This window comes from Mesorhizobium sp. AR02 (assembly GCF_024746835.1).
In the GTDB taxonomy this organism is placed as follows: Bacteria; Pseudomonadota; Alphaproteobacteria; order Rhizobiales; family Rhizobiaceae; genus Mesorhizobium.
Genome location: NZ_CP080531.1, coordinates 6,955,382 through 6,977,015, shown reverse-complemented (window position 1 = coordinate 6,977,015; position 21,634 = coordinate 6,955,382). Strand labels below are relative to the sequence as shown.

Here is a 21,634-nt window from a genome sequence, read left to right as displayed (position 1 = left end):
CTTCATCAAGCGTTGCCGCAACGGAGACAATGATGAGCGAACTGCCATTTGCCGCCACCACGCCGGTGAGCGTTGCCCGCGTCGGCCTGAAGGCGCGTGATGCCGAAAGTCTTGCCGCCTATTATCGCAAAGTCGTCGGATTGCAGGAATTGAGCCGTGCCGACGGCGCGATCACGCTCGGCGCCGGCAGCCGTCCGCTGCTGGTCCTCGAGCCGGACACCTCCGCCAAGCCGGACGATCCGCGCAGCGCCGGCCTGTTCCACACGGCTTTCCTGCTGCCCAGCCGCGCCGATCTCGGCCGCTGGATCAACCACGCCATATCAGACAAGATCGCCATCGAGGGCGCTTCGGACCATCTGGTCAGCGAGGCGCTGTACCTGACCGACCCCGAAGGCAATGGCATCGAGATCTATGCCGACCGCCGGCCGCAGGACTGGAAATGGAATGGCGACAAGATCGCCATGGCGACCGAGCGGCTGAACATTCCTGCCGTCGTCGGCGAAGTGCCAGCGGGTGATGCGGGCTGGCAAGGCGCGCCGGAAAACAGCATTGTCGGCCATGTCCATTTGCGCGTCGGCAGGCCGGAAGAGGCTGAGGCCTGGTGGAACCAGGAATTCGGCTTCGACACGGTGGCCAGATATGGTGGCCAGGCAGTGTTCCTGTCGTCCGGTGGCTACCACCACCACATCGGCGCCAATGCCTGGCAGAGCTCCGGCGCTGGCCGCCGAGACCCGAGCCGGTCCGGTCTTGCCTGGGTCGAGATGCGTTCGGACAATGCGAGCAACGAAACGACCCGTGAGGACCCGTGGGGCACGGTGATCAGGACTGTTCCTGGAAAAGCGTGACCATCAGCAGATTGGTTAGGCCTTTGATTTTGGAGGCACAACCAGAAATAGGGGCCAGCGATGTTCTGGCCCTTCAGCCTCGGTAGCCGTTGACAAGGACTTGCCGGTATATGTCTTGTCAGGGAAGGCATTGAGAAGAATTGCTGCGGTTACCTTGTCGCAGAATTTCATCACCTGGCTGGCGCAATCCTGGCACCATTTATCAAATTGCTCCTGTGTAATACCCGGAGCAATTCTCAAGCGCTTCGGCAGTGTGAATATTTGCTCTCCCAATTCGCTAATGCTGTTTCCCTGTTGAGGGTGGGCGAAATGTCTGTGTTGCGAATCCTTATCGAAATTCGATAAGTCGAAATCAAGCCCGTCTTTTGCGAAATGGTGGGCCGACATGTGGCGGTACGCCTTCGCTACCTGAAGGCATTTGTTCATACGCAGTCGCTTCTCAACTACCGGCCCTTCAGCGCGCGCCAGTGTCAGCTTTCCGCAGAAATGATCCAGCGTATCAATAGCTTCATAGAGTACGCTCGCAAGCTTCTAGTGCCCCACAGCCAACGAACGAATTGCATCGCAGCCAAGTCTGGATCTACTTCTCCGGCATCAATTGGCGAGCGCGCCATCAATGCCCAATAGAATCTGATATCGTTAGATATAAAGGATGCGGCTAACAAAAAATTTCGTTCGTCCGAGCTCAAGGAGCCAAGCTCTTTTGTACTCAGAGAGACCACGCCGAAGTTGGCTGTATAGCGCGATGCCATCGCAATTAGCCGAACACTCGCCTGAAAATCGTGTCGACGTGTTTGGTGTGGTAGCCCAGGTCGAATTTCTCGCGGATCTCGGCCTCTGGCAATGCCGCCGTCACTTCCTTGTCGGCCAAAAGTTCCTCAAGAAAATCAGCACCTTGTTCCCAAACCTTCATGGCGTTGCGCTGCACCAGCCGGTAGGAGTCTTCACGCGACAGGCCGGCCTGCGTCAGCGCCAACATCACGCGCTGTGAATGCACGAGACCCCTGAACTTGTTCATGTTCTTCAGCATGTTCTCGGGATAGACGACCAGTCTGTCGATGACACCGGTCAGCCGCGACAGCGCGAAATCGAGCGTCACCGTGGCGTCCGGGCCGATCATGCGCTCGACCGAGGAGTGCGAGATGTCGCGCTCATGCCAAAGCGCCACGTCCTCCATCGCCGGCAGCGCCATGGAGCGCACCATGCGGGCAAGGCCGGTGAGGTTTTCCGTCAGCACCGGATTGCGCTTGTGCGGCATCGCCGACGAGCCTTTCTGGCCGGGCGAAAAATACTCTTCCGCTTCCAGCACCTCGGTGCGCTGCAGGTGTCGGATCTCGGTCGCCAGCCGCTCCATCGACGAGGCGATGACGCCGAGCGTGGCAAAGAACATGGCGTGGCGGTCACGCGGGATGACCTGCGTCGAAACCGGTTCGGGCTTCAACCCGAGTTTTGCCGCCACATGCTCCTCGACATAGGGTTCGATGTTGGCGAAGGTGCCGACCGCTCCGGAAATGGCGCAGGTTGCGATGTCCTCGCGCGCATGCACCAGCCGCTCGCGGCAGCGCGAGAATTCGGCATAGGCCTGCGCCAGCTTGATGCCGAAGGTTGTCGGCTCGGCATGGATGCCGTGGCTGCGGCCGATGGTGACGGTGTCCTTGTGCTCGAAGGCGCGTCGCTTGAGCGCGGCAAGCAGGCCGTCAATGTCCGCGAGCAGGATGTCGCTGGCCCGCGTGAGCTGGACGGCAAAGCAGGTGTCGAGAACATCCGAAGAGGTCATGCCCTGGTGGATGAAGCGCGCGTCGGGTCCGACGAATTCGGCGAGATGGGTGAGGAAGGCGATGACGTCATGCTTGGTGACGCGCTCGATCTCATCGATCTTCTCGACGTCGAATTTCGCCGCATTGCCCTTTTCCCAGATGGTTTTCGCAGCCGCTTTCGGGATGACGCCGAGCTCGGCCAGCGCGTCGCAGGCATGGGCCTCGATTTCGAACCAGATGCGAAACCGGGTTTCGGGCGACCAGATGGCGACCATTTCCGGCCGGGAATAGCGAGGGATCATCGGTCAGTCCTGATGTATCTAGAGCAATCCAGGAAAAGTGCGCAGCGGTTTTCCGTCCGGAATTGCGAAAAAGAAGGAGTTAGAGCGGGTCGGCGGTTCTACCAAACGCTGAACCGCTCTGGGTTAGCCCGCGTCCTAACAGAGGCGGACAAAATGCTCAACGCCGCTGCTGTGCAAACCAGAGGCTCACGGCAAACAAGGCGACGAAACCAAGCGGAAAATAGAGCCGGATGCCCAGCACCACGAACTGGTAGGACGCCACCGCCATCGTGAAAACGAGCTGAAACCCCCAGGTGAGGGTGAAGACGGGTGCATGCCATTCGGCATAGTAGGACCGGTATTGCAAGGCATAGAGCCCGGCGGTCAGCCCGATCGTCGCGGCGGCAAGGCACACCATTGCCGAAGCGATAGCGACCTCCCAGCCTCTTCCGAGCGAGACCAGCCGTGCCGCGAACAGGCCAATCGGAAAGGCCAGGGCGCCGCCGCCCGCAAACAGCAGCGACACGGTGCGGATCTTGTCCGGCGTCACCCAATTATCCAGCAACAGGTTGGCGAGCGCACTGGCGCCCATCGTGGCGGCCCATAGCAAGGCGCCGCAAAGTGCCGTGCGCGGCGTCGGTATCGCGTTGTACAGGCGGCCAAGGGCACGATTGCGCCTTGCGGGTTGGAGAATGGGTGTCACAGGCGGCCGGTCACGGCGATCCAGCGGAAGTCCGGCCCCTCGAAGCCGTATTGGCGCACCGCGATCAGCACCGCATAGGCGCTGAGGCTATCCATGGAGAATGTCTGGACCGCACCGATGCGGTAGCCGTTCGGGCAGCCGCGGCTCTTGGGGATCGCTTTGTCCTCGTGCAGCAATTTGGTGATGCCGCCATCCTGGGCTTCGATGCGCAGCAGCCGGAAGCCATTGATCTCGCCCTGGCTGTCGCAGCCTTCGGTGCTGTTCATGCCGATCTCGTCCAGCCGGAACTCGAGCGGTTGGTCGACGGGAGAGAAGATCGGGCGCGGATTGACCACCATGCGGTGCGGATCGGCCGAAAGCTCGGTCACCGGGTTGAAACCGGCGGTGATGCCGCGGTTGGCGCTCAGCTCGGCCTGGCCGACAATGGCCTCACCTTTCTGCCGGGCCTGAAGGCGGGCCGCGTCGAGCGTGGCGTTCTCGTCGTCAAGCCGGACCCGGATCGGCGTGCCCTTGAGGAAGCTGTCATTGCTGGTGTCGATGTAATAGCGGTTGGCATAGGGAAAGCCCGACCCGTCCTGGACGCCATACTCCTCGAAGGCGAACACGCCGCCGTCCTTGGTGAAGCCAAGGATTTCAAGCTCGGCGACATCGCCGGCCTGGGCAGTGATCGACGTCGCAAACTGCGCGGCCAGGGAAACGGCAAACAGGAAAAGCATTCGCATCTTTTTCACTCCGGCAGCCGTGATCGTTTCAATCCCTAGCACGGCCGAATCAAAACGTCGTGCGGGTCAAAAGCCGATGCATCCAATCGGCCCGTCATTTGTTATTGTCGGCAGTCCCAATGGAGAACCACCATGACCGACACCAGCAAAATTCGTGAGCATATGGAAGTCGTCGGCGCCGATGGCGTGCATGTCGGCACTGTCGACAAGGTCGACGGCCAGCGCATCAAGCTGACCAAGGCCGACAGCGGCGAGGGCGCTCACAAGGGCCATCACCACTACATTCCTCTGGCCCTGGTTGCCGAGGTCGATGGCAAGAAGGTGTGGCTGTCGGCGAATTCCGATGTGGCGGTGACGTTCGAGGAAGAAAAGTCCGATCCGGTCTGATAGGGCGACCCGCTAGCGACGCGACGACCAGACGGGAAACAGGTCGTTGTCGGCTGGCGTCGCGGCAAACACGCCGCGGCTGATGGCGCGCGCCATGGTGGCGCCGGCCGCGGCATAGAGGTCGATTGCCGCATCGGCTTCGAGCCGGATGCCGCTCTTTCCTGTCGCTAGCGCGAACACTAGGTCGCCGTCGGCCGGCGTGTGCGTCGGCCAGATGGCGCGCACGAAGCCGTCATGCGCCGACATCGCCAGGCGTTTTGCCGCGGCCTTGGTGAGGACCGCGTCCGTCGCAATGACGGCGATGGTGGTGTTGCCGCCGATCTCCATCTGCCTGCCTGCCTGCTTGTCGCGGTATTTCAGCAAGATGCTCTTGGCATCGTCCGGCATTGGCCAGGGGTAGCCGAGCCCGCCGAATTCGTCGCCGATTTCGAATGGTGCTGCCCAGAAATGGTGGGTGCGGCTGACAGTCACCGAGCCGGTCGGATTGACGGCGGCCAGCGCACCAATGGTGACGCCATTGTCCAAAAGCGTCGAGGCCGAGCCCAGGCCACCCTTCAGCCCCGCGGTGAGCGCACCGGTGCCGGCGCCGGCCGTGCCGAGCTCGAAATCGGTGGCGGCGGATTGCGCTGCCTCATAGCCGAGGTCACGGTAGGGGGGATAGCGGCCCCAATCCTTGTCGCCGCCATTGCGCAGGTCGAAGAGGATCGCCGACGGCACGATCGGCACGCGAAAGCCGCCCATTTCGAAGCCGATGCCGCGTTCGCGCAGCGCCGCCTGCACGCCGGACGCAGCGTCAAGGCCGAAAGCCGAACCGCCCGACAGCACCACGGCGTGGATCGCCTCGATCGAATTGTGCGGTTCGAGCAGGTCCGTCTCGCGCGTGCCCGGCGCGCCGCCGAGGATCTGGACACCGGCCACAGCCGGTTCGTCGCAAAGCACTGTCGTCACGCCGGACTTCAGCCTGGCGTCGGAAGCATTGCCGACGTGCAGGCCGGCAACGTCGGTGATCAGATTGCGCGGACCGGTGCGGAACATCAGTTGCTTTCCAAGGGCACGAAGCGCGTGCCGTCGAAGCGGAAGACGCGGTAGGGGCTCTGGCTGAGGTCGCCCTTGGCGTCGAAGCGGATCGGTCCGATCGCCGTGATGAAATCATGACCGATCAGCGCCTCAGTCAGCGGCTTGCCTGAGCTTCCGGACAAGGCCGACGCTGCCTTGGCAATCTCGACCGCCGCATAGGCAGGCAATGTGTAGCCGTCAGGCACGATTTTCTGTGTGGAGAAACTTTCCAGCACTTTTGGGTCGGCGACATCGACCCATTCCGGCGGTGCGATCATCAGCGTGCCCGTGACATAGGGTACATCGCCGGGCGGTGTGCGCAGATTTTCGCCGCCGGCAAAGGTGATGCCGGCTTCGAGCTGGCCGGCATCGCGGCCCATGATGGCGATGTCGTCGCCGTCGCCGCCGGCAAAGACATGCGTGGCGCCGGCTTTCTTCAGCCGGCCGACAAGGCCGATCTGGTTGTCGAGCTGCGGCCGGAACGTGTCGACGAAGACCGGCTTCAGCGCCGCTTGCTCGGCCGCCGCGCGAAAGGTCTCGGCCATCTCGCGGCCATAGATGGTGCCATCGTCTATGATGGCGAACAGCTCGTTCTGCCACAGCCGGGTGAGGGTGGAGGCAACGGCGTTGCGCTCATCGTCGCCGCGCGGCCCCAGGCGATAGACCGGCCAACCGGTCTTGGCACGGCGGTCGGTCAGGCTTTCGGTGCGCACCCCGACGGTGATGACAGGGATGTTGGCGTCCTTGAGGATCGGCATCGCCGCCTCGATGGCCTCGGTGCAGAGGAAGCCGACGACGACACTGACCTTGGCCGCCGCGAAGTCCCTGGCCGCGGCGGCACCACCATCGGCGGTGCAGGCGTCGTCCTCGGTCTTCAGTTCTATGCCGTTTGCTTGCGCCGCGAGCCTAGCCCCGGCCTCGATCTGCTTGCCGAGGACGGTCGACGGTCCCGACAACGGTGCGGCGACGCCGATCGTGAGCGTCTGGGCGCTGGCGGCACCGGCCAGGAGCAGCCAGGCCAGTGCGGCGGATATCGTTGCCCCGGGTCGCATCCTGCCGAAGAGTTCCTCCCAAGCCCGCGACATCGCGCAGGCGCCAATTCCCGCCAAGACCTAAAGGCTGCCCGGCCTTGGTGCAACACGCGAATTCAGGGATATGGGCCAAGCACTTCGCTTGTGGCATGTCATGTCTGGCCATATATGTCAGGACGATACTGGCCATGGAATATTCCCGGTGCTGAAGAAGAACGATATTGGGCCGCAGGCCTATCGCGACGCGATGAGCCATTTTGCCGGCCACGTCCACGTGGTGACCACCGACGGGCCGGCGGGGAAGCGCGGCACGACGGTGATTGCCGCCTGTTCGGTGTCGGACACACCGCCGACCATTCTGGTCTGCCTCAATCGCGAAAATACCAAGAACGAGCTGTTCGTGCAAAACGGCCGGTTTGCCCTGAACACGCTGGCCTCGCACCAGGAGCCGCTGTCGATCGGCTTTTCCGGCATCACCGGCCTGCCGCTTGAAGAGCGTTTCGCACTCGGTGAGTGGGATGTGATTTCCACCGGTGCGCCGACGCTGAAGGGCGCACTCGCCGTGTTCGACTGCGAATTGATCGACACCAAGGACCTGGCCACCCATCGTGTGCTTTTTGGCAAGGTGACAGGCCTGCGCATGGGCGATAATTTGCGGCCGCTGATCTACCACGCCCGCGGTTACCATGTCCTGGACAGCGGAGCGGCGGCGTTCACGGAGAAAGAATGACCGAACTGAAACCGCGCCCCGTGCCGCGGACGATCGACGAGACGCTCGATCTCCTGACCGGCGCGGACTATGTGGCGGACCGGTCGCTGGCGACCGTGCTTTTCCTGTCGCTGCGCATGAACCGGCCCTTGTTCCTCGAGGGCGAGGCCGGCGTTGGCAAGACCGAGATCGCCAAGGTGTTGGCAGAGGCGCTTGGCCGCCGGCTGATCCGGCTGCAGTGCTATGAGGGGCTCGACGTTTCCTCGGCCGTCTACGAGTGGAATTACGCCGCGCAGATGATCGAAATCCGCATGGAGGAGGCGGCCGGCAAGGTCGACCGCTCCGCCATGGAGCGCAACGTCTTCTCCGAAAAATACCTGATCCGCCGCCCGGTGCTCGATGCTCTGACCGGCAAGACGGGGGCGGCCCCGGTCTTCCTGATCGACGAACTCGACCGCACCGACGAAGCCTTCGAAGCCTTCCTGCTCGAAATCCTGTCCGACTTCCAGGTGACGGTGCCCGAACTCGGCACCATCAGGGCGGAAGAGCCGCCGATCGTCATCATCACCACCAACCGCACCCGCGAGATCCACGACGCGTTGAAGCGGCGCTGCCTCTATCACTGGGTCGATTATCCCAACGCCGAGCGCGAACTGGAGATCGTGCGCCGCAAGGTGCCGCAGGCCAACCAGCGGCTTTCGGCGGAGGTGGTCTCCTTCATCCAGAAGCTGCGCCAGATCGAGCTGTTCAAGGTGCCGGGCGTTGCCGAGACCATCGACTGGGCCGGCGCGCTGACCGAACTCGACAAGGTGGCGCTCGATCCCGAAACCGTGTCCGACACGATCGGCGTGCTGTTGAAATACCAGGACGATATTGCCCGCATCGGTTCGGGCGAGGGCCGGCGCATCCTCGACGAGGTCAAGGCCGAGCTCGCGGCGGCGCAGTAGCGTGATGAACGCGTCCCGCCCCGACCCCAGAGAGGCGACGCCGGACGGGCGCATCGCCGACAACATCGTCTATTTCGCCCGCACCTTGCGCAAGGCGGGCATGCGGGTCGGGCCGGCCTCGGTCAAGGATGCCATCGAGGCGGTGCTGGCCGCCGGCATCGGCTCACGCGACGATTTCTACTGGACGCTGCATGCGGTGCTGGTGTCCAGGCATGAGGATCACCCGGTCTTCGACGAAGCCTTCCGGCTGTTCTGGAAATCGCGCGAACTGATCGAGAAGCTGCTGGCGATGTTTTCGCCAGTGGCGCCTGACGCCAGGGAGAAGCAGAAGCCGCGCGCGGCCGAGAACCGCGTCAGCCAGGCGATGTTCGAAGGCCACCAGAAGAACCAGCCGCCGCAGGAGATCCCCGAGATCGAGGTCGATGCCCGCTTCACCTTTTCCGGCAACGAGGTGTTGCGCGGCAAGGATTTTGCCCAGATGAACGCCGCCGAGATGGCCGATGCCAAGAAGGCCATCGCCGAGCTGCGATTGCCTTTCGATATGGTGCGGACCAGGCGTTTCAAGGCCGACGCGCATGGCCGCCGCATCGACCCGCGCGCCATGATGCGCTCGGCCGCGCGCACCGGCGGCGAATTGATCCTGCCGAAATTCCGCTCGGCCCGCGAAGTCCACCCGCCGCTGGTGGTGCTGGCCGACATTTCCGGTTCGATGAGCCAGTACACGCGCATCTTCCTGCATTTCCTGCATGCGCTGACGGAAAAGCGCCGCCGCGTGCACACCTTCGTCTTCGGCACGCGGCTGACCAACCTGACCCGGCAAATGCGCCACCGCGATCCCGATGCGGCACTTGCCGACTGTTCGGCGGCGGTCAAGGACTGGTCGGGTGGCACGCGCATCGGCGACACGCTGGCCGAGTTCAACCTGGTATGGTCGCGGCGCGTGCTGGGGCAGGGCGCGGTCGTGCTTCTGATCACTGACGGGCTGGAGCGTGACGATGTCGCCGGCCTGTCCGAGGAAATGGAGCGCCTGCACAAATCCTGCCGGCGGCTGATCTGGCTCAATCCGTTGCTGCGCTTTGACGGTTTCCAGGCGCGCGCCCGCGGCGTCAAGGCGATGCTGCCGCATGTCGACGAATTCCGTTCGGTCCACAATCTCGATGCGCTCGCCGACCTTTGCGCCTCGCTCGACAAGAAGTCAGCACAATCCGTCGATCCGCGGCGATGGATGGAAGCTGGCGCGAAGCACGCCGCATAGCCATATGTTTATCCACCGGAAAAACAGACTCTGAGAGAAGCGATCATGGACGACAGCATCTATCTCGATGAGGCCCGCGACCCGCTGATTATCGCGGAAGGCTGGATGAAGGACGGCAAGGATGTCGCCATTGCCACTGTGGTCGAGACCTGGGGTTCGGCGCCGAGGCCGGTCGGCAGCCATCTGGTCATCGACGCCGAAGGCAATTTCCATGGCTCGGTCTCGGGCGGTTGCGTCGAGGGGGCGGTGGTGAGCGAGGCAATCGACGTGATCGACTCAGGGAAAGCCAAAATGCTCGAATTCGGCGTCGCCGATGAGACCGCCTGGCAGGTCGGCCTGTCCTGTGGCGGCCGCATCAAGGTGTATGTCGAGCGGTTGGGCTGATCTCAGATGGACCCATACGCCCTAAAAACTTTGAATGCCGAGCGCCGCGCCCGCCGCGCGGCGATCCTCGTCACCGATCTCGGTGATGGGCGCGACCGCATTGTGCGCGAGGGCGACCAGGTCGCCGGCGATCTCGGAGCCGCGATCGCCAAGGCGTTTCGATCGGGCAATTCCGGCTCGGTCGAAGCCGAGGGCCGGACCTTTTTTCTCAACGCGCATCTGCCGCAGCCGCGGCTCGTGGTGATCGGCGCCGTCCATATCAGCCAGGCACTGGCGCCAATGGCCAGGATCGCCGGCTACCCCCTGGAGATCATCGATCCGCGCACCGCCTTCGCCACGCCGGACCGCTTTCCCGATGTCGCCTTGCATGCCGAGTGGCCGGAAGATGTGCTGAAACGCCAGCCGCTCGACAGCTACACCGCGCTTGCCGCCGTCACCCATGACCCGAAGATCGACGATTTCGCGCTAAAGGCGGCGCTCGACGCCAATTGCTTCTATGTCGGCGCGCTTGGCAGCCGCAAGACGCACGCCAAGCGTGTAGAGCGCTTGCTGGCGCTGGGCGCCAGTGCCGACCAGATCGCCCGTATCCATGCGCCGATCGGGCTCGACATCGGTGCCGCCAGCCCGGCCGAGATCGCTGTCGCCGTTCTCGCGCAGACCATCTATGCCTTCCGCTCGCGCGGCCTCGATGCCAAAGGCGCAGTGGCGTGAAATTCGGTCCGATTGCGATTGACGAGGCCGAAGGCGCGGTGTTGGCGCATGCCACCGCTGCCGGCGAAAAGCGCTTTCGCAAGGCGCACAGGCTGAGCGCCGAAGACGTCTCCATACTCAAGCGGGCAGGCGTCTTGCAGGTCGTTGCCGCCGTGCTTTCCTCGGGCGATCTCGGCGAGGACGCCGCGGCGCAAAGAATTGCCGAAAGCATGACTTTCAACGGTATCGAGGCCAGGCCTGCCGCGACCGGTCGGGTCAATCTCCACGCCAAGGCATCAGGCATCTTCACGGTCGATGCTGCTGTCATCGATGCCATCAACGCCGTCGATCCGGCCATCACCATCGCCACGCTGGCGCAGCATGCGCCGGTCGAAAAGGGTCAGATGGTGGCGACGGTGAAGATCATCCCCTTCGCGGTCGCCTCCAGCTTGGTCGACACTGTTACGAAAATCTGTGCCGGCGGCGAGATCTTTGCCGTCAACGCCTATCAACCGGTGCGCGTCGGTGTCATCCAGACGGTTCTGCCGGGCATCAAGCCCAGTGTGCTCGACAAGACATTGCGCGTCACCGAAGCGCGGCTGGCGCGCTCGGGTGGCAGGTTGACGGCGGAGCGTCGCACGCCGCACGAGATCGCACCCGTGGCGGAGGCCGCCGCCTCGCTGGCGCGCGACAACGACATGGTGGTGATCTTCGGCGCCTCGGCGATGAGCGATTTCGCCGATGTCGTTCCGGCGGCGATCGAAATGGCAGGCGGGACTGTCATCCGCGCCGGCATGCCGGTCGATCCCGGCAATCTGCTGGTGCTGGGTACACTAGGTGGCAAGCGGGTCATCGGTGCGCCCGGCTGCGCCCGCAGCCCCAAGGAAAACGGCTTCGACTGGGTGCTTGACCGGTTGATCGCCGGGCTCGACGTTACCGCGAAGGATATCGCCGGCATGGGCGTTGGCGGGCTGTTGATGGAAATCCCGACACGGCCGCAGCCGCGCGAACCACTGCCGGCCAAGAGCCGGCTCAAGGTCGCCATCGTGCTTCTGGCGGCTGGCCGGTCAAGCCGCATGGGCGGACCGAACAAGCTCATGGCGCTGTTCGACGGCAAGCCGCTGGTGCGCCGCACCGCCGAGCGCGCGCTCGGATCGAAGGCTTCGGGCACGGTCGTCGTCACCGGTCATCAGCGCGAGCGGGTGCGCGCAGCTTTGTCGGGCCTCGACGTCACCTTCGCCGACAATCCGGATTTCGCCGATGGCCTGTCCACCTCGCTGAAGGCCGGTATTGCCTATCTGCCCGAAGACACCGCCGGCGTGATGATTGTTCTGGGAGACATGCCTGGCGTTGTGTCAGACGATCTCGACCGGCTGATCGATGCCTTCCGCAAGGCCGGAGGCAATTCGGTGGTCCGCGCCTCGCATCAGGGCAAACGCGGCAACCCGGTGCTTTTGCCGCGCTCGCTGTTTCCGGCCATCGCTCATCTCGAAGGCGATACCGGCGCCCGCCACTTGGTCGAGGCCGAAGGGCTCGACGTCATCGATGTCGAGATCGGCGAGGGCGCGTCTGTCGATGTCGACACCCGCGAGGCGCTCGAAGGCGCCGGCGGCGTGCTGCAGGATTGACAAACCCAGGCTGAATTACGCATGCGTGGGCCATGGCTTTTCGTTTCCTTGCTCCACTCAACGCCTTCCTGGCCGCGGCATTTTTTGTTTGCGTCGCCGGCCACGCCAACGCGCTCGAACTAAAACCCTTCAAGGACGATCTCTTCGCCTACCCGCCCGCGCTCTCGTCCGACAGCAACGGCGCCTATACGGTCATCGACTATCGCGAAATGCGCGACATCAACCAGCGCGACGAGGTGCCGGAAAAGCGCGTGCATGCGCAATACACCGACACCGGTGTGCGCAAAGTGCAGCAGGACCTGATGCTGAAGACCGACGCCGGCGATGTCAGGCACGTCGCGGTCGGCAAGACGGAAGGTGCCGCCGTCATTGTGCTTTACCTGCACGGGCAGGGCGGCAGCCGCAAGCAGGGCGTCGACGATTTCACTTTCGGTGGCAATTTCAACCGCATCAAGAATTTGATGGCCGGCAATGGCGGGCTCTATCTCTCGCCGGATTTCCCCGATTTTGGCGACAAGGGCGCCGCACAGGTCGCGGCCCTGATTGACCACTATGCCGAACAGTCGCCGGGCGCGAAGATCTTCGTCGCCTGCGGCTCGATGGGTGGTGCGCTGTGCTGGAAGCTTGCTGCTCGCAACGATACCGGCCGGCGCATCAACGGGCTGTTGCTGCTCGGATCGCTGTGGGACGACAGTTTTCTCGCAAGTCCCGCCTTCAGGCGTCATGTCCCGGTCTTCTTCGGCCAGGGCAGCCATGACGTGGTCTTTCCCGTGGCGAACCAGGAAGCCTTCTTCCGCTCCATCATCGCCAGGTCGAAAGCCTATCCCTATCCGACCCGCTTCGTCCGCTTCGAGACAGGCACGCACGGCACGCCGATCCGCATGGTCGACTGGCGCGGCACGCTGAACTGGATGCTGTCGAAGGCGCCTTGATCGACGCTGCCGGGAAGTCCCTTAGCGTTCAAGGCGCGGTGTTATAGTCGACGACCGTCTGCGGGTTTTCCTCGCCGTCATAAGACGCATCGACATCGTACTGGACCAGCGAGAAATCGCCGTTGCGGAACAGATAGGTTCCCGAGTCGGAGGCATCGCCGACGCCACGCCACTTGTTGAAGGTGGTGATGGTGTGGGTGTCCGGATCATAGTTGGAATTGACCGCCCAACCGGTCGTCTCGAAGCCGACGATGCTCATGCCCAGCAATTTGCCATCGCTGTCATTGTTCTCGTAACGGATGTCCATCTTGGGTTCGGCGAACTGCAATTGCTGCACAGCCGACAACTCGTCGGTCATGTAGTACACCGAACTTTCATTGTAGGCCGCGGCCGAACAGGAGAAATGGAACAGCCGTGTTTCCTTGTCGGGGTCGCCGGGCTTTGCATCCTTGTCCTTGTACTTGATTGAGAAAATCTCCGGCTCATCACCCAGGAACTGCTTGTCGCACTGGTTGCCATAGGTCGCCAGAAATGCCTTCTTGGCCTGCTCAAGTGCCGTATCCTTCTTCGGCCGCGGCGGGCCTTCGCCGCAGCTTGGCGGCAGCGCTTCCTCGAAGTTGGCGGGTGAGGGTTTCAGCGCGCCCTTTTCAATGTGGATCGGATCGAAGGGTGGCACGGCCTGGATTTGGGCATTCACCTGGCGCAGCGTATAGCAGCCGGCAAAGACCTTCTCGCCGCCGCTCTTGTCGGTGGCACGGATGGCGACCGGGACGTTGTAGAAGATGCTGCCGGCGGCACCTTCGTCTGAAATGGCACCGGTCGCGACTTCCACCTTGTCGGTACCGTCATAGCCCTTGACGAAACTGTCGAAATCCTTAGCCGGCTTTGCATCGCCGTAATAACCCCAGGCCCGGGCGAATTCGTGCCGGTTGATGGCGCTGTAGAGCGAGCGGATGACCGCCTCGGCGCTAGACCGGTCGTCGACATAGGGCGCTTCGGGCGCGTCGTCGGCGGCCAACGCCGCTTGGCCGGATATGGCAAGGGAGAGAAGGGCAGTCGCTGCGAGAAGGACGCGTCTCATCGGGAATCTCCGCTCGATAACGGAAATTCTACCACAGCGATTGCGGCGGCGTGGTGACGCGGAGCCCACGGCGCTTGAAGAATCGTGCGCGCAGGCGCTAGGTCCCCTGCGCCGCCGTTCAGGCCGGACAGGGAGATTTGACGTGACCATATCGATGTATGAGGCATCCGTGCCCGTGTTTTCAGCCAGGCTGAAAGCACTTTCCAGTGTGCTGGCGGCTGCCGAACAGAATGCGCTTGACCGCAAGATCGACCCGCAGGTGTTTTTGACGGCGCGGCTTGCACCCGACATGTTCGCCTTGACCAGGCAGGTGCAGATCGCCACCGACCATGCCAAGGGCGCGCCGTCGCGGCTCGCCGGCCGCGAGGTACCGAAATACGAGGACAATGAGGCGAGCTTTGCCGATCTCGAGGCGCGGATAGCCAAGACGCTCGCGCTTCTGGCGACTTTTTCGCCAGCCGATATCGACGGTTCCGACGACAAGGTGATCGAGTTGAAGCTTGGTGGCCGCGAAACGACGTTGGGCGGCATGCAGTATCTGCTGCATGTGGCCATGCCCAATTTCTATTTCCACCTGACCACCGCTTACGACATCCTTCGCCACAATGGCGTGCCGCTGGGCAAGGCGACATTCCTCGGATCGCGTTGACACTAGGCTTTGAGATGTCCCGGATTGGTCCGGGACATCTCGCTAGCTGCTTAGCGGATGGACATTTCGCGGGCGATGCGCGGAAAATCGGCGGGCTTGATGCCGATATCGGCGCGGTCGGCATTGCTCATCGAATGAAGCAGCGCCAGTGCTGCGCGATATCTCAGATGTTCCTGCGGGCGCGGCCGGGCGAACATTTCCGTGAAGAAACCCATGATTCAGGCTCCTGGTTGGTCCTCCACGCCAGCCAATATAGGGGAATCGTGACAATTGTGCAGTGCAGCATTTGCATGCCTGCTATGTCCGGATGATTTTCATAAAATTTCTTTGCGGCCCACTGAAACTTCTGCGCCGCACGAACCGTAGGCTTCGACGCTGGCACATGGCCAGTTTTTCCTCGCCACTCCTGGCGAATTTCCGGGCTGCATGAAAGTGCAGTCCGGCTTTTTGTCTGAGGCGCCGGTCACGACCCTTCGAAAACTAAATTCGTTAAGATCAATGGTATGTATTTTTAACGAGCCGGTTCTATGGTCTGGAAACCTGACAGTCAGGCAAGGGGGAGGCTGACATCGCTACCAGCGCCAAGCGTGATTTCGCTTCGCTGCTCGACGACCTCTTCGTTGCCTCCGACAAGGGCGACGGCATCGAGGGCGACGAGGCCGGCGCGCGTCCGTCCATTCCTTTCGACTATTTGTCGGTCGCCGATGAACTCCATTCCGGCCGCATCAAGGTATCGGCCGCCGAGTATCGCGAGGCCGGTGCTGATCTGGCGAGCGAATTCGCCGCCTTGCTCGAACACGCCAAGCTGGCCCTCGCTGCCGAGGACCCGAAGCCCGAGGAAAGACTGCCGCCGATCGATCCGGAATCGATCGCGGCCGAACTGGGATTGAACCAGCCCAAGAGCGCCGCCGATTTCGGCCGCATGCGCCGCAGCTTTGCTTTCACCAACCATCCCGATCGCGTCGCCCCGCACCTGCGCCAGCGCGCCATGATCCGCATGCAGGTCGCCAACATGCTGATCGACGAGGCCAAGCGCCGCGCGGTGACCGGTGCCCGCCGCTAGCTGAACACTGCTGGCTCACGCAAAAGTCGGCATGGCGAGGCTTGGAGAGCGCCTCCGCTTTCCCTATAGATGCGGCCTCCTCCCTGCGCACGCTTTCCCTCCGGAGCAGAATTCCATGCACAAACGCCGTCTCGGTCGGACCGATCTTCTTGTCACCCAGATCTGCCTGGGCTCCATGACCTGGGGCCAGCAGAACACCGAGGCCGAAGGCCACGCACAGATGGACCTGGCTTTTTCGCGTGGCGTCAATTTCATCGACACCGCCGAGCTCTATCCGATCCCGCCCAAGGCGGAGACACAGGGGCGAACCGAGAAGATCATCGGCAGCTGGATGAAGGCCAAGGGCAACCGCGACAAGGTGATCCTTGCCTCCAAGGTCGTCGGCCGCACGGCCAGCGATTGGTTTCGCGGCGACAGGCCGTCGCAATTGGTGCGCGCCGATATCTTTGACGCCGTCGACAAGTCACTGGCCAAGCTCGGCACGGACTATCTCGACCTTTATCAAATCCACTGGCCGGAGCGGGACATCCCCTGGGGCGCCAATCCGACGCGTGTCGGGGCAGTGGGGCGGCGCGCCGATGCCGACGGCGCGCCGGCCAACGAAACGCCGATCGCCGAGACGCTTGGCGTCTTCGATGAACTGGTGAAGGCAGGAAAGATCCGCCATTTCGGCCTGTCGAACGAGAGTTCCTGGGGTGTCATGCGGTTCCTTGCCGCGGCGGACAAGGGCGTTGGCCCGCGACTCACCTCGATCCAGAATGCCTACAATCTCGTCAACCGCACCTTCGAGGTGAACCTTGCCGAGGTCTGCGAGCGCGAACAGGTGTCGCTGCTGCCCTATTCGCCACTGGCGCAAGGCTACTTGACCGGCAAATACGACCATGGCGCGCGCCCGCACGGCTCGCGCTCGCAACTGTTCAATCGTGGCCAGCGTTACGAGACGCCGAATGCAGCCGAAGTGCTGCTCGAATACAATGAGCTGGCGCGCTCCTTCGGCATGGAGCCGGCGCTGTTTGCCAACGCCTATGTGTCGAGCAGGCCTTTTGTCACGTCGAACATTGTCGGCGCGACGACCATTCCGCAGCTCGAAATGGCATTGTCTTCGGCGGATGTCGTCTGGACGGAAGAGATGCAGAAGGCGGTGGACGCGATCCACCAGCGGGTCGGCAATCCCTGCCCTTGAACTGCTCGGCGATAGAATTATCAAGCAATAACAGAGGGGTGGAGACGATGGTGGACTTTCCGATCGAGGCCGTGCGTGGAAAATTTCCAGCGCTTTCCCTGACCGACAAGGGGCGCCGCCGCATCTATCTCGACAACCCTGCCGGCACGCAGGTGCCGCAGGCTGTCGCCGATGCGGTGTCGCGCTGCCTGCTGACGACCAATGCCAATCTCGGCGGCTATTTCGAAACGACGATCGCGGCTCAAGCTGTCGTCGACGAGGCGCATCAGGCGATGGCCGATTTTCTTGGGGCGGCGAGCCCTGAGGAAATCATCATCGGCGCCAACATGACGACGCTGACCTATCACATGTCGCGCACGCTTGGCCGCACGCTGAAGCCTGGTGACGAGATCATCCTCACCCGCATGGATCACGAGGGCAATGTCTCGCCCTGGCTGCAACTGGCCGAGGACCTTGGTCTCGTCGTGCGCTGGCTGCCGTTCGACGAAAGGAGCTGGCAGGTCGAGGAAGCGACGCTGGCCGGGCTGCTATCCGACAAGGTACGGCTGGTCGCATTGAATTATGCCTCGAACCTGACCGGCTCGATCAACCGGGTTAAGTCCCTGACTGCCATCGCAAAACAGGCTGGCGCGCTGGTCTATGTCGACGCCGTGCAGTTCGCGCCGCATGGCCTGATCGACGTGCAAGACCTCGGCTGCGATTTCCTGATCTGCTCGGCCTACAAATTCTTCGGCCCGCATATGGGCATATTGTTGGGACGGCGTGAAATCATCGATGGCCTGAAGCCCTACAAATGCCGCTGTTCGTCCAATGGCCTGCCAGAGCGGTTCGAGCTTGGCACGCCGCAGATCGAGCTGATGGCCGGCCTCACGGCGGCGGTCGAGTACTTTGCCGAACTGGGTGCGGCAGCGGGCGAGGGTGCTTCAAGAAGGCAGAAGATCGCCAAGGCGTTCGAAGTCGCCATCGCCTATGAAAACCCGTTGGCGCAAAGGCTGATCGACGGCCTGTCCGACATTTCAGGCCTGACCATCCATGGCATCACCGATCCGAAACGGCTCGGTGATCGCGTGCCGACGGTCTCGTTCACCGTCGACGGCATCGTGCCCGAAACAATCGTTCGGCAGATGAACGCCGAAAACATCTTCCTGTGGTCCGGTCACAACTACGCCTGGGAGATCGTCCACCAGCTCGGCATTCCGGCCGAACAGGGCGTCGTGCGCATCGGCATCGCGCATTACAACACGGCGGGCGAAATCGATGAGACGCTGGAGAGCGTGCACCGGGTGATCGCCATGCTCAGGCAGCAGCGATCCTGACGCAATCCTGGATTCTTATCGTGCCTTGCCGCCAAAGCCGGTGAGGAAGGCGGTAAGATTGTCGCCGAGTTCGTCGCAGAGATAGCCGCCTTCCTGGACGATGACCGTCGGCAGGCCGAGCTTGGCGATGGCCTCGCCGATGCGCGAGAATCCCGGCGTCGTCACCGAAAGCCCGCCGAACGGATCGCCCTCAAAGGCGTCAAGACCGAGCGCGATCACCAGCGCTTCCGGTGAAAAGGCGCGGATACGCTGGAACGCCACCTCGAGTGCCTCCAGAAACGCCGCGTCGGCGGATTTGCGCGGCAAGGGCAGGTTGAAATTATAGCCGAGGCCCGGGCCTTCGCCACGTTCGTCGGCGTGACCCCAGAAGAACGGATAGAAGCGCACCGGATCGGCATGCAGCGAGACGGTGAGCACATCGGGCCGGGCATAGAAAATGCCTTGCGTGCCATTGCCGTGATGCAGGTCTAAATCAAGGATCGCCACGCGCGCCACCTGTTTGCGCAGCACTTGTGCCGCAACGGCCGAATTGTTGATGAAACAGAAGCCGCCGGCGACATCGGCAAAGGCGTGGTGACCGGGCGGACGGCACAGTGCGTAGGCGGCCGATGCTCCGGCCATCACTGTTTCCGCCGCCTCGACCGCGCTCCAGGCGCTCCACAGCGCGCTCTGCCAGGTTTCGCCCGAGATCGGGCAGGCGGTATCGGCCATATGGTAGCCGGCCTGTCCGACGGCGGAGGCGGGATAGGAGCCGCTGCGAGCGATCGGATGGATGTTGGGGATCACTTCGGCCGAGGCGCCTTCGATGCGCTGCCAGCGTTCGAAAATATGTTCGAGGAAGTCGAGATATTCGGGCGTGTGCACCGCCGAAACCGGACCGAGGCCGTGATTGCGTGGCCGCTCGATCGTGCAGCCGGCAGATTTTGCGCCGGCTAACAATCTCTCGACACGCTCCGGTTTTTCCGGATTGGGCTGCGCGGCACCGCTGGAAAGGAAGGCCTTGGGGTCGTGTCGCTTCTGCTCCTCGGCATAAAAGGCTTTCATTCCCGCTCCCCATTTTCCGGCGCGTCGGCGAAGGCAAAAAAGGCCTCGCCGAGGATTTTCTGCGTCTGTTCGTAACTCGACCAGGCAATGCCCAGCCTTTCATAGAAGGCCTTGGCGCCCTCATTGTCGGTGTCGACCGAAAGTCTGAGATAGACGCCACCGTCCTTGCGGCATTCAGCAGCAACGCGCCGCAGCAACCGCTCGCCGATCTTGCGGCCGCGAAACCTATCCTCGACATAGAGGTCCTGCACATAGACGCCAGGCCGCCCCATCCAGGTCGAGAAGATCGGGAAATGCAGGCACAGGCCGGCGAATTGGCCGCCCACCTCGGCAATCAGCGTCGAGAAGGCGGGCTTTTCGCCGAAGCCGTAGGTGCGGAGATCATCTGATGTGGACGTGATCTCCTGATGCGCGCCGATATGGGTGCCGAGGCGCAAGAGTGCGGCGTGGATGGTTTCGACATCATCGACGGTGCCGTGGCGGATGACGGTATCGCGGCTCGCGGTCTGGATCTTGTCTGCCATGGATCAGGCTGAGCCGCGCTTGTTCAGGAGATCGTCAAGGTCGCCGATATTGTCTTCCGAAAAGACGCGAATGCCATTGGCTTCCAGGAGAGCGGTGGTCGTGCCGCGACCGGCTACGTGCTTGCCTGAAAAATTGCCGTCAAAGACGAAACTGCTGCCGCAAGACGGGCTGCCGTCGGTAAGAACCGCGTAGCGACATCCTGTTTCTCGGGCGAGTTCGAGCGCAAGCTGCCCGGCTTCGAGATAAAGTGCGGTCACATCATTTCCCGTCTGCTCGACCACTCGACCCTGGCCGTGAAGCACAGCGTCGGCTGCACCGCGAATTTCCGCCGGAGGACGTGGCGTTGAGAAACCTGCGGCAACCTCTGGGCAGATTTGCACGACCCGCCCTTCCTCCTGCCAGCGCATCAGGACCGGATGGTTGTTGAGCCGGTAGGAGCCGTTATAACGGACGTGGCTGCCGAGCAGGCAGGCGGAGACGAGAACCCTTTCCATATCAGCTCCTCCCTTGCTTCTAGAAAGCTACCCGATCGCCGCCTTTCAGAGCCAGCATCTCACGCGCTTCGGCCGGCGTGGCAACTTCCAGCGACAGCCCATCGAGAATGCCACGGATGCGGCGCACCTGATCGGCATTGGATTTCGCCAGCTGGCGGCCGTCATAGAGACTGTCTTCCAGCCCGACACGGACATTGCCGCCCATCGCCGCGGCGATCGAGATCAGCGGCATCTGCTGGCGGCCGGCGGCCAGCACCGAGAACTGGTAGCTGTCGCCGAACAGTTTGTCGGCGATGCGTTTCATATGGATGAGATTGTCCGGATCGGCGCCGATGCCGCCCAGAATGCCGAGCACGAACTGGATGAACAGCGGCCCCGACACCAGGCCGCGGTCACGGAAATGCGCCAGCGAATAGAGATGGCCGACATCGTAGCATTCGAATTCGAAGCGCGTGCCGCAGCCCTTACCCAGCCTTTCCAGCACGCCCTCCATGTCGGCGAAGGTGTTCTTGAAGATGGTGTCGCGTGTGGCTTCGAGCAGCTTTGGCTCCCATTCGTGCTGCCATTCCCTTGGCTTGTCGAGCATCGGGAACAGCGCGAAATTCATCGAGCCCATGTTGAGCGAGCACATTTCGGGCTCGGCGCGCAGTGGTGCTGCCAGCCGCTGGTCCAGCGTCATCAGCGAAGAACCGCCGGTGGTGATGTTGATCACCGCATCGGTCGCCTGCTTGATGCGCGGCAGGAACTGCATGAACACGTCCGGATCTGCGGTTGGGCGGCCATCTTTGGGATCGCGGGCGTGCAGATGCAGGATCGAGGCACCGGCTTCCGACGCCGCGATCGCATCCGCCGCGATCTGGTCCGGCGTCACCGGCAGATAGGGCGACATTGAAGGCGTGTGCACCGAGCCGGTGACGGCGCAGGTGATGATGACTTTTCGCGGCGCCATTCT

Annotated in this window: 25 protein-coding genes; 13 read left to right on the top strand and 12 right to left on the bottom strand. The window is 62.7% G+C overall.

The features are described 5' to 3' along the window. Positions 1-32: 32 nt before the first annotated feature. Complete coding sequence (locus DBIPINDM_RS38180) at positions 33-845, top strand: VOC family protein (RefSeq protein ID WP_258584138.1); 813 nt, start codon at positions 33-35, stop codon at positions 843-845. A gap of 15 nt (positions 846-860) precedes the next feature. Here the strand turns inward: DBIPINDM_RS38180 and DBIPINDM_RS38175 are convergent, their stop codons facing one another. From DBIPINDM_RS38175 to DBIPINDM_RS38160, 4 genes are all read right to left on the bottom strand, one after another. Next, entirely contained in the window at positions 861-1,232 is a 372-nt protein-coding gene (locus tag DBIPINDM_RS38175) for a hypothetical protein (RefSeq protein WP_258584136.1), read from the bottom strand. Between the two features lie 370 nt (positions 1,233-1,602). After that, positions 1,603-2,904, bottom strand: coding sequence for an adenylosuccinate lyase (gene purB / locus DBIPINDM_RS38170; RefSeq protein WP_258584134.1), 1,302 nt, complete (start codon positions 2,902-2,904; stop codon positions 1,603-1,605). A gap of 157 nt (positions 2,905-3,061) precedes the next feature. Beyond that, entirely contained in the window at positions 3,062-3,586 is a 525-nt protein-coding gene (locus DBIPINDM_RS38165) for a hypothetical protein (protein WP_258584130.1), read from the bottom strand. After that, entirely contained in the window at positions 3,583-4,308 is a 726-nt protein-coding gene (locus tag DBIPINDM_RS38160) for a DUF2259 domain-containing protein (RefSeq protein WP_258584128.1), read from the bottom strand. Before DBIPINDM_RS38160 ends, DBIPINDM_RS38165 begins: the two co-directional genes overlap by 4 nt. A gap of 132 nt (positions 4,309-4,440) precedes the next feature. Between DBIPINDM_RS38160 and DBIPINDM_RS38155 the strand changes: the two genes are divergently transcribed. After that, positions 4,441-4,695, top strand: a complete 255-nt coding sequence (locus DBIPINDM_RS38155) for a DUF2171 domain-containing protein (RefSeq protein ID WP_096445325.1) — start codon at positions 4,441-4,443, stop codon at positions 4,693-4,695. A 12-nt stretch (positions 4,696-4,707) separates the two neighbouring features. Here DBIPINDM_RS38155 and DBIPINDM_RS38150 read toward each other — a convergent pair whose 3' ends face one another. Together DBIPINDM_RS38150 and DBIPINDM_RS38145 are read right to left on the bottom strand one after the other, a co-directional pair. Then, positions 4,708-5,730, bottom strand: coding sequence for a P1 family peptidase (locus tag DBIPINDM_RS38150; protein ID WP_258584118.1), 1,023 nt, complete (start codon positions 5,728-5,730; stop codon positions 4,708-4,710). Beyond that, positions 5,730-6,803, bottom strand: coding sequence for a branched-chain amino acid ABC transporter substrate-binding protein (locus DBIPINDM_RS38145; protein ID WP_258584117.1), 1,074 nt, complete (start codon positions 6,801-6,803; stop codon positions 5,730-5,732). Before DBIPINDM_RS38145 ends, DBIPINDM_RS38150 begins: the two co-directional genes overlap by 1 nt. Positions 6,804-6,984: 181 nt before the next feature. On the opposite strand from DBIPINDM_RS38145, the gene DBIPINDM_RS38140 reads away from it, so the two are divergent. Genes DBIPINDM_RS38140 through DBIPINDM_RS38110 form a run of 7 tightly spaced genes read left to right on the top strand, consistent with a single transcriptional unit; the run spans position 6,985 to position 13,327 of the window. Further along, a complete protein-coding gene (locus DBIPINDM_RS38140) occupies positions 6,985-7,512 on the top strand; it encodes a flavin reductase (RefSeq protein WP_258584116.1) in 528 nt (175 codons plus the stop codon). Next, positions 7,509-8,438, top strand: coding sequence for an AAA family ATPase (locus DBIPINDM_RS38135; protein ID WP_258584115.1), 930 nt, complete (start codon positions 7,509-7,511; stop codon positions 8,436-8,438). Before DBIPINDM_RS38140 ends, DBIPINDM_RS38135 begins: the two co-directional genes overlap by 4 nt. Before the next feature lie 4 nt (positions 8,439-8,442). Then, positions 8,443-9,693: a vWA domain-containing protein gene (locus tag DBIPINDM_RS38130; protein ID WP_258584114.1), complete on the top strand. Its 1,251-nt coding sequence runs from the start codon at positions 8,443-8,445 to the stop codon at positions 9,691-9,693. A 45-nt stretch (positions 9,694-9,738) separates the two neighbouring features. Next, a complete protein-coding gene (locus DBIPINDM_RS38125; protein ID WP_027045528.1) occupies positions 9,739-10,077 on the top strand; it encodes an XdhC family protein in 339 nt (112 codons plus the stop codon). Between the two features lie 6 nt (positions 10,078-10,083). Beyond that, entirely contained in the window at positions 10,084-10,788 is a 705-nt protein-coding gene (locus tag DBIPINDM_RS38120; RefSeq protein ID WP_258584113.1) for an XdhC family protein, read from the top strand. Then, entirely contained in the window at positions 10,785-12,395 is a 1,611-nt protein-coding gene (locus DBIPINDM_RS38115) for a molybdopterin-binding/glycosyltransferase family 2 protein (RefSeq protein WP_258584112.1), read from the top strand. Before DBIPINDM_RS38120 ends, DBIPINDM_RS38115 begins: the two co-directional genes overlap by 4 nt. A gap of 32 nt (positions 12,396-12,427) precedes the next feature. After that, entirely contained in the window at positions 12,428-13,327 is a 900-nt protein-coding gene (locus DBIPINDM_RS38110; protein WP_258584111.1) for an alpha/beta hydrolase family protein, read from the top strand. Positions 13,328-13,355: 28 nt separating this feature from the next. Here the strand turns inward: DBIPINDM_RS38110 and DBIPINDM_RS38105 are convergent, their stop codons facing one another. Further along, positions 13,356-14,408: a DUF1176 domain-containing protein gene (locus tag DBIPINDM_RS38105; protein ID WP_258584109.1), complete on the bottom strand. Its 1,053-nt coding sequence runs from the start codon at positions 14,406-14,408 to the stop codon at positions 13,356-13,358. 142 nt (positions 14,409-14,550) lie between these two features. On the opposite strand from DBIPINDM_RS38105, the gene DBIPINDM_RS38100 reads away from it, so the two are divergent. Beyond that, the gene (locus DBIPINDM_RS38100; protein ID WP_258584108.1) at positions 14,551-15,057 is read left to right on the top strand and encodes a DUF1993 domain-containing protein; all 507 of its coding nucleotides are present in this window, start codon (positions 14,551-14,553) and stop codon (positions 15,055-15,057) included. 50 nt (positions 15,058-15,107) lie between these two features. On the opposite strand, the gene DBIPINDM_RS38095 is transcribed toward DBIPINDM_RS38100, so the two are convergent. After that, positions 15,108-15,272: a hypothetical protein gene (locus DBIPINDM_RS38095; protein WP_081294723.1), complete on the bottom strand. Its 165-nt coding sequence runs from the start codon at positions 15,270-15,272 to the stop codon at positions 15,108-15,110. Positions 15,273-15,658: 386 nt separating this feature from the next. Here DBIPINDM_RS38095 and DBIPINDM_RS38090 point away from each other — a divergent pair, with 386 nt between their 5' ends. The 3 genes from DBIPINDM_RS38090 to DBIPINDM_RS38080 all read left to right on the top strand — a co-directional run bounded on the left by DBIPINDM_RS38090 (position 15,659) and on the right by DBIPINDM_RS38080 (position 18,619). After that, a complete protein-coding gene (locus DBIPINDM_RS38090) occupies positions 15,659-16,120 on the top strand; it encodes a hypothetical protein (RefSeq protein ID WP_258589440.1) in 462 nt (153 codons plus the stop codon). A 115-nt stretch (positions 16,121-16,235) separates the two neighbouring features. After that, positions 16,236-17,303, top strand: coding sequence for an aldo/keto reductase (locus tag DBIPINDM_RS38085; RefSeq protein WP_258584106.1), 1,068 nt, complete (start codon positions 16,236-16,238; stop codon positions 17,301-17,303). A gap of 47 nt (positions 17,304-17,350) precedes the next feature. Beyond that, positions 17,351-18,619, top strand: coding sequence for a cysteine desulfurase-like protein (locus tag DBIPINDM_RS38080; RefSeq protein ID WP_258584104.1), 1,269 nt, complete (start codon positions 17,351-17,353; stop codon positions 18,617-18,619). 15 nt (positions 18,620-18,634) lie between these two features. On the opposite strand, the gene DBIPINDM_RS38075 is transcribed toward DBIPINDM_RS38080, so the two are convergent. The 4 genes from DBIPINDM_RS38075 to DBIPINDM_RS38060 are packed head-to-tail and all read right to left on the bottom strand — an operon-like array spanning position 18,635 to position 21,631. Next, positions 18,635-19,663: a histone deacetylase family protein gene (locus DBIPINDM_RS38075; protein ID WP_258584103.1), complete on the bottom strand. Its 1,029-nt coding sequence runs from the start codon at positions 19,661-19,663 to the stop codon at positions 18,635-18,637. Beyond that, positions 19,660-20,187, bottom strand: a complete 528-nt coding sequence (locus tag DBIPINDM_RS38070; RefSeq protein ID WP_258584102.1) for a GNAT family N-acetyltransferase — start codon at positions 20,185-20,187, stop codon at positions 19,660-19,662. Before DBIPINDM_RS38070 ends, DBIPINDM_RS38075 begins: the two co-directional genes overlap by 4 nt. Before the next feature lie 3 nt (positions 20,188-20,190). Then, a complete protein-coding gene (locus DBIPINDM_RS38065; protein ID WP_258584101.1) occupies positions 20,191-20,682 on the bottom strand; it encodes a DUF523 domain-containing protein in 492 nt (163 codons plus the stop codon). Positions 20,683-20,701: 19 nt separating this feature from the next. Next, positions 20,702-21,631: a 3-keto-5-aminohexanoate cleavage protein gene (locus DBIPINDM_RS38060; protein ID WP_258584100.1), complete on the bottom strand. Its 930-nt coding sequence runs from the start codon at positions 21,629-21,631 to the stop codon at positions 20,702-20,704. Between the last annotated feature and the right edge of the window lie 3 nt (positions 21,632-21,634).